General features: G+C 57.7%; 14 protein-coding genes. 1 reads left to right on the forward strand and 13 read right to left on the reverse strand.

The features are described 5' to 3' along the window. Window positions 1–35: 35 nt before the first annotated feature. The 3 genes from Q5705_03315 to fusA all read right to left on the reverse strand — a co-directional run bounded on the left by Q5705_03315 (window position 36) and on the right by fusA (window position 3038). Window positions 36–338 carry an XRE family transcriptional regulator gene (locus Q5705_03315; protein ID WLI77601.1) on the reverse strand — a complete coding sequence of 101 codons (303 nt, stop codon included), beginning with the start codon at window positions 336–338 and terminating at the stop codon, window positions 36–38. A gap of 4 nt (window positions 339–342) precedes the next feature. After that, the gene (locus Q5705_03320) at window positions 343–696 is read right to left on the reverse strand and encodes a type II toxin-antitoxin system RelE/ParE family toxin (protein ID WLI77602.1); all 354 of its coding nucleotides are present in this window, start codon (window positions 694–696) and stop codon (window positions 343–345) included. A 239-nt stretch (window positions 697–935) separates the two neighbouring features. Then, window positions 936–3038 carry an elongation factor G gene (gene fusA, locus Q5705_03325; protein ID WLI77603.1) on the reverse strand — a complete coding sequence of 701 codons (2103 nt, stop codon included), beginning with the start codon at window positions 3036–3038 and terminating at the stop codon, window positions 936–938. A 235-nt stretch (window positions 3039–3273) separates the two neighbouring features. On the opposite strand from fusA, the gene Q5705_03330 reads away from it, so the two are divergent. Next, the gene (locus Q5705_03330; protein ID WLI77604.1) at window positions 3274–3585 is read left to right on the forward strand and encodes a helix-turn-helix domain-containing protein; all 312 of its coding nucleotides are present in this window, start codon (window positions 3274–3276) and stop codon (window positions 3583–3585) included. 19 nt (window positions 3586–3604) lie between these two features. On the opposite strand, the gene cobT is transcribed toward Q5705_03330, so the two are convergent. Genes cobT through Q5705_03380 form a run of 10 tightly spaced genes read right to left on the reverse strand, consistent with a single transcriptional unit; the run spans window position 3605 to window position 11491 of the window. Further along, the gene (cobT, locus tag Q5705_03335; protein ID WLI77605.1) at window positions 3605–4663 is read right to left on the reverse strand and encodes a nicotinate-nucleotide--dimethylbenzimidazole phosphoribosyltransferase; all 1059 of its coding nucleotides are present in this window, start codon (window positions 4661–4663) and stop codon (window positions 3605–3607) included. Between the two features lie 27 nt (window positions 4664–4690). Continuing rightward, window positions 4691–5431 carry an adenosylcobinamide-GDP ribazoletransferase gene (gene cobS, locus Q5705_03340; GenBank protein WLI77606.1) on the reverse strand — a complete coding sequence of 247 codons (741 nt, stop codon included), beginning with the start codon at window positions 5429–5431 and terminating at the stop codon, window positions 4691–4693. Continuing rightward, window positions 5428–5973 (reverse strand): bifunctional adenosylcobinamide kinase/adenosylcobinamide-phosphate guanylyltransferase, encoded by a 546-nt coding sequence (gene cobU / locus Q5705_03345; GenBank protein ID WLI77607.1) that lies wholly within the window; start codon window positions 5971–5973, stop codon window positions 5428–5430. Before cobU ends, cobS begins: the two co-directional genes overlap by 4 nt. Beyond that, window positions 5967–7490 (reverse strand): cobyric acid synthase, encoded by a 1524-nt coding sequence (locus Q5705_03350; protein ID WLI77608.1) that lies wholly within the window; start codon window positions 7488–7490, stop codon window positions 5967–5969. Before Q5705_03350 ends, cobU begins: the two co-directional genes overlap by 7 nt. Beyond that, a complete protein-coding gene (locus Q5705_03355) occupies window positions 7487–8302 on the reverse strand; it encodes an energy-coupling factor ABC transporter ATP-binding protein (GenBank protein ID WLI77609.1) in 816 nt (271 codons plus the stop codon). Before Q5705_03355 ends, Q5705_03350 begins: the two co-directional genes overlap by 4 nt. 9 nt (window positions 8303–8311) lie before the next feature. Continuing rightward, window positions 8312–8992, reverse strand: coding sequence for an energy-coupling factor ABC transporter transmembrane protein (locus Q5705_03360; GenBank protein WLI78956.1), 681 nt, complete (start codon window positions 8990–8992; stop codon window positions 8312–8314). Further along, window positions 8976–9257 carry an energy-coupling factor ABC transporter substrate-binding protein gene (locus tag Q5705_03365; GenBank protein WLI77610.1) on the reverse strand — a complete coding sequence of 94 codons (282 nt, stop codon included), beginning with the start codon at window positions 9255–9257 and terminating at the stop codon, window positions 8976–8978. The genes Q5705_03360 and Q5705_03365 overlap by 17 nt, the downstream gene beginning before the upstream one ends. Before the next feature lies 1 nt (window position 9258). Beyond that, window positions 9259–9993 carry a cobalt ECF transporter S component CbiM gene (gene cbiM / locus Q5705_03370; GenBank protein ID WLI77611.1) on the reverse strand — a complete coding sequence of 245 codons (735 nt, stop codon included), beginning with the start codon at window positions 9991–9993 and terminating at the stop codon, window positions 9259–9261. Beyond that, entirely contained in the window at window positions 9990–10700 is a 711-nt protein-coding gene (locus Q5705_03375) for a cobalt-factor II C(20)-methyltransferase (protein WLI77612.1), read from the reverse strand. The genes cbiM and Q5705_03375 overlap by 4 nt, the downstream gene beginning before the upstream one ends. After that, complete coding sequence (locus Q5705_03380) at window positions 10697–11491, reverse strand: sirohydrochlorin cobaltochelatase (GenBank protein WLI77613.1); 795 nt, start codon at window positions 11489–11491, stop codon at window positions 10697–10699. Before Q5705_03380 ends, Q5705_03375 begins: the two co-directional genes overlap by 4 nt. Window positions 11492–11493 lie beyond the last annotated feature (2 nt).

Consider the following 11493-nt stretch of genomic DNA (forward strand, 5'->3'; position numbering starts at 1 on the left):
CTGCTAATCATAGTCTGCTTCTATGGTTATGGTGATCAGAGGGCAAAGCCGTAATGAGAACCATCGGGCAATTCGATATCGATCCGCAGTTTACTGCCTGTCGCTTCAACGTAGCGCTTCAGTGTCGATAACTTAATGTCTCTCCCCTGCTTTTCCATTACGGCCACGGTAGGTTGCTTTAGCCCCAACTCTTGCGCCATTTCGATTTGCGTTTTTTGTACACGCTCACGTAATTCAGCAAGGTGGATGTTAAGCAGCATCTCCTGTGCCTGTGCCTGCGCGGTCGCGACAACCTCAGGCTTTTGTTCTGCAATCAGTTGTTCCAGCGTTTTACTCATCGCGTTAATTCCTCTTATTGATCTTTTGCAGGTGGAGCATTAATTCACGGTCTGCAATGGGGATCATCACATCATAGAAACGTTTTTCATGACCAACTTTGTTCCCTGCGCAAAGCAAAATACCTGAGCGACGTGAATCAAAGGCAAAAAAAATTCGCAGCGGATCGCCCCGGCTTTGTACACGTAACTCTTTCATATTGTTATAACGGGAACCTTTGATAGTATCTGCGTATGGTCTCGGCAATAGCGGCCCTTTAGCGCGCAATACCATCAAGGCGGCCAGCACACTGGCCCGATCGTTATCCCCTAATGATGAAAACCAGTCATCAAACGTTTCGGTCATTTCTATTTGCCACACAGTTCACCCCAGAAATATAGTGCATTTGCTATATAGTTTCAAATCTATATCTGGATTATGCCGTGACGAAAGTACCGTTGCATGTCTGCAAAATTGATAATGGAAGCAGGGTTCCAGGCTTTGAATGAGTGTGATACGAAGTTGCCTTCGTTTTGCGCGTTAGCTCGACGCCAGGTGACAAAAGTCCCAACCAAACAATAAAAAACCCTGCCGGAGCAGGGTTCAGGTTCAATGAAGATTTATGCTTTGTTGCGACTGGCGATGATATCGTCCGCCACATTGCGCGGCGCTTCCGCGTAGTGGTGGAACTCCATGCTGTAAGTTGCCCGGCCCTGCGACATCGATCGCAGCGTGGTAGAGTAGCCAAACATTTCGGCCAGCGGCACATCGGCGCGGATTATCTGGCTGCCGAAGCGCTCTTCCATGCCCTGCACCATGCCACGACGGGAGGAGAGATCGCCCATAATATTCCCGGCGTACTCTTCCGGCGTTTCCACTTCCACGTGCATCACCGGCTCCAGAATGGCCGGATCCGCTTTGCGTGCCCCCTCTTTAAAGCCGAAGATCGCCGCCATGCGGAAGGCCATTTCCGAGGAGTCGACATCGTGATACGAACCGAATGTCAGGGTCGCTTTCACATCGACCACCGGGTAACCCGCCAGCACGCCGCTATTCATGGCTTCGCGCAGCCCTTTTTCCACCGACGGAATATACTCGCGCGGCACCACGCCGCCTTTGGTCGCGTCTTCAAACACAAAACCGCTTCCCGGTGCCTGGGGTTCGAGAGTCAGTACCACATGGCCGTACTGCCCTTTCCCCCCCGACTGGCGGATAAACTTACCTTCGATGTCTTTCACGGTTTTACGCAACGTTTCGCGGTAGGTCACCTGCGGACGGCCAATATTGGCTTCGACGCCAAATTCGCGCTTCATGCGATCGACAATGATCTCCAGATGCAATTCACCCATCCCGGAGATAATGGTCTGACCGGACTCCTCATCCGTGTGCAGGCGAAAAGAGGGATCTTCCGCCGCCAGCCGTTGCAGCGCGATACCCATTTTCTCCTGGTCCGCTTTGGTTTTTGGCTCGATCGCCAGCGAAATCACCGGCTCCGGGAACTCCATGCGCTCAAGCGTGATCACCTTGTCCGGGTCACTTAACGTGTCGCCGGTGGTGACATCTTTCAGCCCGACACAGGCGGCGATATCGCCCGCGCGCAGTTCGTCCACATCATGGCGATCGTTGGCATGCATCTGCACAATACGCCCGATGCGCTCTTTCTTGCCTTTCACCGGGTTGTAGACGGCATCGCCTTTTTTCAGCACGCCCGAGTAGACGCGGATAAAGGTCAACTGGCCGACATACGGGTCGCTCATCAGTTTAAACGCCAGCGCCGAGAACGGTTCGTCATCATTGGGATGGCGTTCCGCCGCATTGCCTTTTTCATCCACGCCCTGAATAGCCGGAACATCCAGCGGCGACGGCATCAATTCCACCACCGCATCGAGCATGCGCTGCACGCCTTTGTTTTTAAAGGCACTGCCGCACAGCATCGGCTGGATTTCACCGGCAACGGTGCGTTTTCGCAGCCCGGCGATAATTTCCGCTTCATCGAGATCGCCGGTTTCCAGGTATTTATCCATTAACGCTTCGCTGGCTTCTGCCGCTGCCGAGACCATTTTCTCGCGCCACTCCTGCGCGGTTGCCAGTAAATCTTCCGGCACCGGAGCGTAGCTGAATGCCATGCCTTGCGTGGCATCATCCCAGATGATTTCGCGCATTTTGATCAGATCTACCACGCCGGTGAAATGCTCTTCGGCACCAATCGGAATAACGATCGGCACCGGATTGGCTTTCAGGCGGTCGATCATCATCTGCACCACGCGGAAGAAATCCGCGCCGGGGCGATCCATTTTGTTGACGAATGCAATGCGCGGCACGTGGTATTTATTGGCCTGCCGCCAGACGGTTTCCGATTGCGGCTGCACGCCACCCACGGAGTCATAAACCATCACCGCGCCATCCAGCACACGCATGGAGCGTTCCACTTCGATGGTGAAATCCACGTGCCCTGGGGTGTCGATAATGTTGATGCGGTGCGGTTCAAAACCGCGATCCATACCGGGCCAGAAGCAGCTGACCGCCGCGGAGGTAATGGTAATTCCGCGCTCTTGCTCCTGCGCCATCCAGTCGGTTGTTGCCGCGCCATCGTGTACTTCACCCAATTTGTGGCTCATACCCGTGTAAAACAGGATGCGCTCAGTGGTGGTGGTTTTACCGGCATCGATATGCGCGGAGATACCGATGTTGCGATAACGTTCGAGGGGGATGGGTCGGGGCATGATGCGTCCTTAGTCATTTGACTGTCAGTTGGCGGCCGAAAGTAGCCGCAGTGCGTTTAACGGCGTCTATCTTAGTACAACTGTACGAGTATATTCGAACTATTTTTGCTATTCTTTCGATTGGTTAAGCCACGCTTGAGGTCGTGGCTTTAGAAAGGCAGTTTGCGTATAGTACCGGCGCGTATAGTACGGCCGCTGCTTGCGTAAGCAGCGCAATCGCCCACACAGGAACAGTATGATCGCTAACCACCCCGAACGTGAGCAATTTCGCCTGGAAAATGTGCTCTTTGCCCTCGGCAATCCCCTGCGTCTTGCAATAATCAAGCGCCTTGCCGATGGCAGTGAACTGAGCTGCAAATCGCTGCGCCCGCAGGATGTGGCGAAATCCACCATGACGCACCACTGGCGCGTATTGCGCGACAGCGGCGTGGTATGGCAGCGCCCGCAGGGGCGAGAAAATATGATTTCGCTGCGCCGGGAAGATTTGGATATCTGCTTCCCGGGCTTGCTGGATACGCTGTTGCAGGTGATGCAACAGGAAGCGTGAGTTGCCATCCGGCAAAAATCTATTTCGTCTCCGGCAACACAATATTGCTCCCCGCCAGCGTTCCCATCTGGTTATAGATGGCGCATGCCGCATCCACCAGTTGCATCGCCAGCGCCGCGCCGCTGCCCTCACCTAAGCGCATCCCCATATTGAGATAGGGATCAAGGCCCAGGTGTTCGAGCGCGATCCGCGCCCCTTTTTCGGCGGAAAGATGCGACGGAACCAAATAGGGTTTCACCTGTGGCGCAATGCGACACGCCGCCAGCGCCGAGGCATAAGAGAGAAAACCATCCAGCACCACCGGTAAACCGCAGGACGCAGCACCCAATATCACGCCGGTCATTCCCAACAAGTCGTAACCGCCGACTTTCGCCAGCACATCCAGGCCATCGGTCGCATCAGGCTGATTAACGGCAATTGCTTTGCGCACCACCCGGGCTTTATGCCCAAGCAGGCTTTCCGGCAGATTTGCGCCGATACCCACAACAGATTCAGGTTCTTCACCGGTGAGTACGCTAACTATCGCCGCTGCTGGCGTGGTGTTCGCCATGCCTAATTCACCGACGCCAAACAGCTTCACACCATGTGTCGCCAGTTCGCGGGTATAGCGCACCGTCTCCAGCAGCAGTTCCTGTGCCTGCTCCGGGCTCATCGCCGGTCCGGTAGCGATATTGCCGCTGCCGCGCGCGACTTTCATATTGATAAGCCCTGGAATCGGATCGGCGTCGATGCCAACATCCAGCACATGCACTTTCGCCCCGGCCTGCGCCGCCAGCACGCACACGCCGGTGGTTGCCCGGGTCATATTTGCCGCCTGAATGGCCGTCACCACCTGCGGCGACACCGCCACGCCTTCATGCCAGACGCCGTGATCGGCGCACAGCACGATAATCGCCTTTTCGCCCACCTCCGGCGCGCCGTGCAAACCCGGCATGCCCGCCAGTTGCACCGCCAGCGCTTCCAGCCGCCCGAGGCTGCCAACGGGTTTCAGTAAACCATCCAGGTGACGCTGTGCGTTTGCCATCGCCTCGTCATCGGGCGCGGGGATACCTGCCAGTAATGCCGTTAATGTCTGCATGCTGTTTCTCGTTATGTTGCGGGCTGTTTATAACAGCGCCAGAAGAAAAATCAGTTCGCCAAGCTCAATTGCCGCGCCCAGCGTGTCCCCGGTCTGCCCGCCGAGGGTGCGCTTGAGCATCCCGCCGAGCGCAAAGATCAACAGCATCGTCACCAGCAGCGCAATAACGCCTTTTATCCCCAGCAGCCCTGCCACCACCAGCGCGGTGATGAGCAGCGTAATCAGCGTATCTTTGCCGGTGACTTTACCGATAAACAGATTCCCCAGCCCTTCTTCCCGGGCGTAGCGGTGACCGAACATCAACAGCACCGAGCAGCCGCGCCCGACCGCACAGGCCGCCGCCAGCGCGGCGATCATCGGTGTGTCGCGCAGTTGCAGCTCGCTAAGGGTAAGGATTTTCGCCACCAGCACAAACACCAGCGCCAGCCCACCGTGAGTGCCGAGGCGGCTGTCGCGCATGATTTCAAGCATCCGCTCGCGCCTGCGGGCGGAAAACACGCCGTCGCAGGTGTCGGCCAGGCCATCAAGATGAAAACCACCGGTCAGCAGCGCCAGCGCGAGCACGCCAAACAGCGCCGCCAGCGGTACGCCGCACCAGGGTTGCAGAATCACCAGTACGCTGCCACTTAGCGCGCCGAGCAGCAGCCCAACCAGCGGAAAGGTGATAATACCGCGCACATAATCAGCGACATCCAGCCCCTGCACCCAACGGCCAGGCACCGGCAAACGGCTGATAAACGACAGCGTGGCGAAGAACAACTTGATCATTTGATTTTGACTCCAATCCCGCTCACCACCAGCCAGACCTCATCGGCGGCCTGCGCCAGACGCTGGTTAACGCGCCCGGCAATATCGCGAAAGTGCCGCGCCAGGCGGTTTTCAGGCACGATCCCCATGCCCACTTCATTGGTCACCAGCACCACCGGTGACGGGCAGACAAAGCAGGCTGCGATCAGCGCCTCTATCTCATTCTGCACCTGTGCTTCCAGCGCGGCGTAATCCCAGTTATCCGGGTCGTCTCCTGCGCCAGAAGCAAATAACAGATTGGTGACCAGCGTGGTAATGCACTCCAGCAGCACCGCTTCATGACGATCATTATGTGGCGTGATGATCTCGCTAAGTTGCTGCCAGCGCTCTTCGGTGCGCCAGTGCGCCGGGCGGCTATCGCGGTGATGCTGAATACGCGCCGCCATCTCGTCGTCAACGATTTGCGAGGTGGCGATATACAACACGCGTTGCGCGTGGTTGACCAGCGATTCGGCGTGGCGGCTTTTGCCACTGCGCGCACCGCCGGTGACAAGGGTTAACATGCCGGCTCCTGATGTTGCTGCATAATCTGATAAATACGATGAATGTCCACATGCTTGCGCATGGCGTCGGCAAGGATATCAAACTGCTGCGCTTTGTAGTCGGCATAATCGAGCGTGATATCAAGCGCAGGCAAGCCTTTGCGCTGGCGCAGGCCGTTAATCACCGCGCGGGTAAATGCATCGCTGTCGAACAAACCGTGCAGATAGGTGCCGAACACCAGGCCATCTTCGCTAACCGCGCCGTCGGCCACGCGCTGCCCCGCTTTTTGCAGCCACAGCGCCGGGCGACAGCCGCTGCGCAAGGTGGTTTCTCCCATATGAATCTCATACCCGCGCAGCCCTATGCCGCCGCAGCCCTGCATCCAGCCGGGGAGAGACTCCTGCATGTTCGCCTCGACAAGGGTGGTCGTTTTATCCGTCGCGAACCGCGTGACGGTATCGAGCAGCCCCAGCCCCGGCATCTGCCCAAGCCCCGATTCCACCTCATCAATAATCGTTTCGCCGAGCATCTGGTAACCGCCGCAGATGCCAAACACCGGCACGCCCGCGCGGTGACCGTCGATCACCGCTTTCGCCAGCCCGCTTTCGCGCAGCCAGGTTAAATCACCCAGGGTATTTTTGCTTCCCGGCAGAATAATCAGGTCGGCAGACTGCAACTCGTCAGGCGAGCGAACGTAATGCACACGCACATCCGGCTGGGCGGCGAGCGCGTTGAAATCGGTAAAGTTAGAAATATGCGGCAACTGGACCACAGCGATATCGATGGCGCGTTCGCCGGTGCGCTGGTATTTACCGCGCTGCAACGCCACGCCATCTTCATCTTCGAGATCAACCTCCAGCCACGGCATCACGCCAATCACTGGCACGCCGGTGAGGTCTTCAATCTGTTTGATGCCGGGCGTGAGGAGCGCAACGTCGCCGCGAAATTTATTGATGATCACCCCTTTCACCCGCCAGCGCTCGTGTTCCTGCAACAGCGCCAGCGTGCCGTAAATCGCAGCAAACACACCACCGCGATCGATATCCGCCACCAGAATGACCGGGCAACCGGCCATTTCCGCCATCCCCATATTGACGATATCGCGGTCACGCAGATTGATCTCTGCCGGGCTGCCCGCCCCTTCGAGCACCAGCGCGTCATACTCCTGCGCCAGGCTTTGATAGACGCTGATAATTTGCTGGCGCAAACGCGGTTTGTAGTCGTGATAGCTTACCGCGTCCATATCGCTGGCGACTTTGCCCATCAACACCACCTGCGCTTTACGATCGCTGGTGGGTTTTAGCAGCACCGGATTCATGCGCACGTCCGGCAAAATGCCCGCTGCTTCGGCCTGAAAAATCTGCGCGCGGCCCATCTCCTGGCCGTCCGGTGTGATGCCGGAATTCAGCGCCATGTTTTGTGATTTAAACGGTGCGGTTTTCAATCCGTCCTGGTGAAAGATACGGCACAACCCCGCCACCAGAACGCTTTTGCCCACGTCCGAGGCGGTTCCTTGCAGCATAATGGCCTGCGTCATGACGCCTCCTTAACCGGCATCGCCCGCATGCGGGCATAAAATTCGTCTTCGCTTTTGCACAACGGCAACCCCAGCTCGCTGTGCAGTTTGACCAGCCACGGCTGCGTCAGCCCGGCCTCTTCCATTAACGCCCGGCGGGCGAACACCTCGCCAGGCGTGCCGTGAGTCAGCAGTTCACCGTGATGCAACACATACACCGCGTCACAGATTTCATAGATTAAATCAATGTCGTGGCTGGAAATCACCACATGATTGCCCTGTGCGACAATGCGGCGAATGATGTGCATCATCTGCGCGCGACCCGCGGGATCCAGCCCGGCGGTCGGTTCATCGAGCAGCAGGTATTGTGCCTGCAACACCAGGGCACCGGCGATAGCCACCCGCTTTTTTTGCCCGTGGCTCAGGCACTGAATCGGCTGATGGCGAAAAGATTGCGCATCCACAAGCGTTAACGCATCGTCAACGCGACGCGCAATTTCCGCTTCCGGCACGCCAATATTGCGCAGGCTAAACGCAATATCGCTGTCGATATCGGTATAGAAAATTTGCTGGTCGGGATCCTGAAAAACGGTGGTTATCTGCTGGCGCAGCGCCAGCAGCCCGCGCTTACTGTAATCAAGCCCTTTGCCCTGCCAGCGCACTGCACCTTTTTGCGGGCGCAAAATACCGCAGAGGTTCATAAACAGCGTTGATTTGCCGCAGCCGTTGGCGCCCACCAGCCCGGTCACCGGCTGTTGAGAAAAATCGAGCGTTAACCCTTTGAGCGTCGGTTCATCCTGGTAACTGAACCACAGGTTATCGGTGACCAGCATGCAACATCCTTACAGGTGAAAATCACCCTGATAAAGTTTGACATCCAGCGTCGTCGCCATCGCTTTGTAGCGCAGCAACACGCGGGTAAACAGCAGGCTCACCAGCATCGCAAGCGAATGGTAACCCTGCGGCAAAGTGCGGTAACCAAAACGCAACGTCTGCGCGCGGTGAATCGCCGCCGCCTCTTCCAGCAAAATAAAGATAAACCGCCAGGTGAGCAGGATTTGCTCCGTCAGCAGGCGCGGCACGTGAGCGCGTTTGAGCAGCACGATCAGTTGCGGGAAAGGCAGATTAAGCACCAGCCAGAACGTGGCAGAGAGTGCTGCAAGGCTGCGCCACAGCGTACTGTTCGCCGCCGCCAACCCTTGTGGCGTGACGCCCAGCCAGACGCTGCCAATCTGCACGCTAACCAATAGCTGCTGCGGTTCGCGCGTGAAGCTAAACAGGATGGTCACCACGCCAATCAGCAAAAAGCCCATCGGGAGCGCCATCCAGCGCAGCCAGCGCCAGAACGAGACGCGCAGCAGCCAGCAGGTAAACGCCGCCAGCAGCACCAGCAATATCCCCTGCCCGACGGGCGGCAGGGAAAAGGCCAGCACCATCATCAGCAGCCAGCAAAAAAACTTCCGCTCGGGTGCAACGGAAAACCAGCGGCTCTGGTAGCTCAGGCGGTCAAGACCGTTCGCTATCACGCTGTCTGCCTTTCATATAACCCAGGATGTAAAAAATCACCGCCGCGCCAATCGAGCCCTGCAAGGTAAACAGCAGGCTTTCGATTTCGCCGCTTGCCGGTTCATACAGCGGCTGGAACCACGGCTGGTAATGGGGCGCGACAACCTGGATCTGGCTTTCGGCTTCCCCGTCGGAGCCGCCATATTCGCCACCGTGATTGATAAAGAACGGCAGGATCACTAATGCGATCACCATCGCCAGCAGAATCAGTGTCTTTTTCATGTCAATGCCCCTGTGCGGTAATCAGCTGTCGTTTGGTGAGCTGGTCGTAAATCATCACCGTCAGTAGCCCTTCGGCGATGGCTATCGGAATTTGCGTCAGGCAGAAGATGCCCATAAATTTGACGATCGAGCCGGTTGCGCCGCTTTGCGGGTCCGGGAAGGCGACACCAAGCTGCACGGAGGTGACAAAGTAGGTCACCAGGTCCGCCAGCATCGCGCACAAAAAGACGGCAATATCGCGACGAAACCCGGCGCGACAGGCCAGTTTCCACACCATATAACCCACTACCGGGCCAATCACCGCCATCGACATGCCATTAGCACCGAGCGTGGTTAAACCGCCGTGTGCTAACAGCAGCGCCTGGAACAACAATACGATTGCGCCAAGCAGCGCCACCACGCCGGGGCCAAACAGGATCACCGCTAAGCCCACACCGGTCGGGTGCGAGCAACTGCCGGTCACCGACGGGATTTTCAACGCCGAGAGGACAAAAATAAACGCGCCGCACAGCGCCAGCAGCACTTTCTGGTTGTTATCTTCCGCCACAATGCGGCGCAGGCGCACCAGCCCGTACCACAGGCACGGCAGAAACAGCACCCACCAGGCCAGCGCCCACATCGGCGGCAAAAAGCCTTCCATAATGTGCATCGCGAAGGCGTCCTGCGGCACCACCATCAGCAGCAACGCCGCCGCCAGCCCGCTAAAAGAGAGCTGTTTGAGTAATTGTTCTTTCATACCTTCCCCCACTGCTTATTCACCAGAATGGTTGAAAAATAGGGCAGCGGCTGGTCGTCACTGACCTCGCGAAGTTGCCGCCAGCACTGTTCGCCGGGCAGCGTGGCTTCCGCCATCATCAGGGCGCAATCGAGTAGCCCCGCGTCGTCAAGCAGCCCTTTGATCTGCGCAAACCGGCCATAGACTTTCATCAGCACCAGGCTGTCGTGTTGCGCCAGTGCCTGGAGGATATCGCTCGCTGGCGCGGTACAGGAGACCACCGCCAAAGAGTGTTGCTCCATTGCCAGCGGGGTTTGTGCCCGCGCGGCAATAGCCGCGAATGAGGTCACACCGGGGACAATCTCCACATTTTCCGGGTCTGGTAAGCGTTGCAGCAAGAACACCCAGGTGCTGAACAGCATTGCATCACCAAGGGTAATAAAGCCGACCTGTTTGCCGGCCTGCACTTCAGTATCCAGCGCGCGGGCAACTTCATCCCATACCACCACTTTTTTCGCACTGTCGGCGCTCATCGGGAAGTGGCAGCAGCGCACGTCGGTGTGCTCACCGAGGTACTCGCGCACGATAGAGAGCGCCAGGCTGTCGCCGCCTTTGCGCCCGGCCGGGGCGTAGAGCACATCGAGCTTGCCAAGGATCCGCGCACCGCGAACGGTGATAAGATCGGCGGCACCCGGCCCGGTGCTGATGGCGTAGAGTTTGCCACTCATGCTGCGGCCTCCATGTTGTGTGCCAGAGCCTGTTGCAGGTGCGCAACAAACATCGCGCGGATAGCCGCGTTTTCGCCCAGGCCTTGCAGCCACGGCGTGGCGGCAATACCGGCGCGTGTAAACCGGGTCTTCCACGAATCCGCTTCGTCAGAGGCCATGTCGTTGATGGCGTGATCACCTGCCACCAGCATCAGCGGCATCAGGTGTACCGCTTTGACGCCTTCCTGGCGCAGGCTGTCGATGACGATATCGATTTCCGGGTAGCTTTCCACCGCGCCAACGCGCGCCGGGAAACGGTGTACGGCCATCATATGGTCAAGGCAGGCATAGGCAGCAAAGGCGTGGTGGCTGGCGCCGTGGCCCATAAATACCACGCGCTCATTCGGCGCAACCTGCGGCATCTGGCGGGAGAGCGCCTGCATCAATTGCAGGTAATCTTCATGGCTGCTAAGCAGCGGCGCGCCGATCACCAGCCGCTGGAACAGCAGGCGCAGGCTCTGCACTTCGCGAACGATTTTTTCATATTCGTCGCCGTTAATAATGTGTAGCGACTGGATCGCCACATCCTGATACCCGGCGTCGGCCAGCTTTTGCAGGGCTTCAGGCGGCGTATCGATATGCAGATTGTCGCGCTGTTTCAGCTTGCGGATGATCATCCCGGAGGTGAACGCACGAAACAGGGTGCGATCCGGGCAACTGGCCGCCAGTTCGCGTTCGCAGGCGACAATGTTTTTCTCACAGGTGTCGTGATAGCTGGTGCCAAAGCTCACCACCAGAAGGGCTTTCTTCATGT

Source organism: Kosakonia sp. H02 (assembly GCA_030704225.1).
GTDB lineage: Bacteria > Pseudomonadota > Gammaproteobacteria > Enterobacterales > Enterobacteriaceae > Kosakonia.

What these genes read in the sequence shown, in the direction of transcription:
- cbiM (WLI77611.1), bottom strand. Translation starts at nt 9,993, where the DNA reads ATGAAAGAACAATTACTCAAACAGCTCTCTTTTAGCGGGCTGGCGGCG.
- cobT (WLI77605.1), bottom strand. Translation starts at nt 4,663, where the DNA reads ATGCAGACATTAACGGCATTACTGGCAGGTATCCCCGCGCCCGATGAC.
- Q5705_03315 (WLI77601.1), bottom strand. Translation starts at nt 338, where the DNA reads ATGAGTAAAACGCTGGAACAACTGATTGCAGAACAAAAGCCTGAGGTT.
- cobU (WLI77607.1), bottom strand. Translation starts at nt 5,973, where the DNA reads ATGTTAACCCTTGTCACCGGCGGTGCGCGCAGTGGCAAAAGCCGCCAC.
- Q5705_03380 (WLI77613.1), bottom strand. Translation starts at nt 11,491, where the DNA reads ATGAAGAAAGCCCTTCTGGTGGTGAGCTTTGGCACCAGCTATCACGAC.
- Q5705_03355 (WLI77609.1), bottom strand. Translation starts at nt 8,302, where the DNA reads ATGCTGGTCACCGATAACCTGTGGTTCAGTTACCAGGATGAACCGACG.
- Q5705_03330 (WLI77604.1), top strand. Translation starts at nt 3,274, where the DNA reads ATGATCGCTAACCACCCCGAACGTGAGCAATTTCGCCTGGAAAATGTG.
- Q5705_03375 (WLI77612.1), bottom strand. Translation starts at nt 10,700, where the DNA reads ATGAGTGGCAAACTCTACGCCATCAGCACCGGGCCGGGTGCCGCCGAT.
- fusA (WLI77603.1), bottom strand. Translation starts at nt 3,038, where the DNA reads ATGCCCCGACCCATCCCCCTCGAACGTTATCGCAACATCGGTATCTCC.
- Q5705_03350 (WLI77608.1), bottom strand. Translation starts at nt 7,490, where the DNA reads ATGACGCAGGCCATTATGCTGCAAGGAACCGCCTCGGACGTGGGCAAA.
- Q5705_03365 (WLI77610.1), bottom strand. Translation starts at nt 9,257, where the DNA reads ATGAAAAAGACACTGATTCTGCTGGCGATGGTGATCGCATTAGTGATC.
- cobS (WLI77606.1), bottom strand. Translation starts at nt 5,431, where the DNA reads ATGATCAAGTTGTTCTTCGCCACGCTGTCGTTTATCAGCCGTTTGCCG.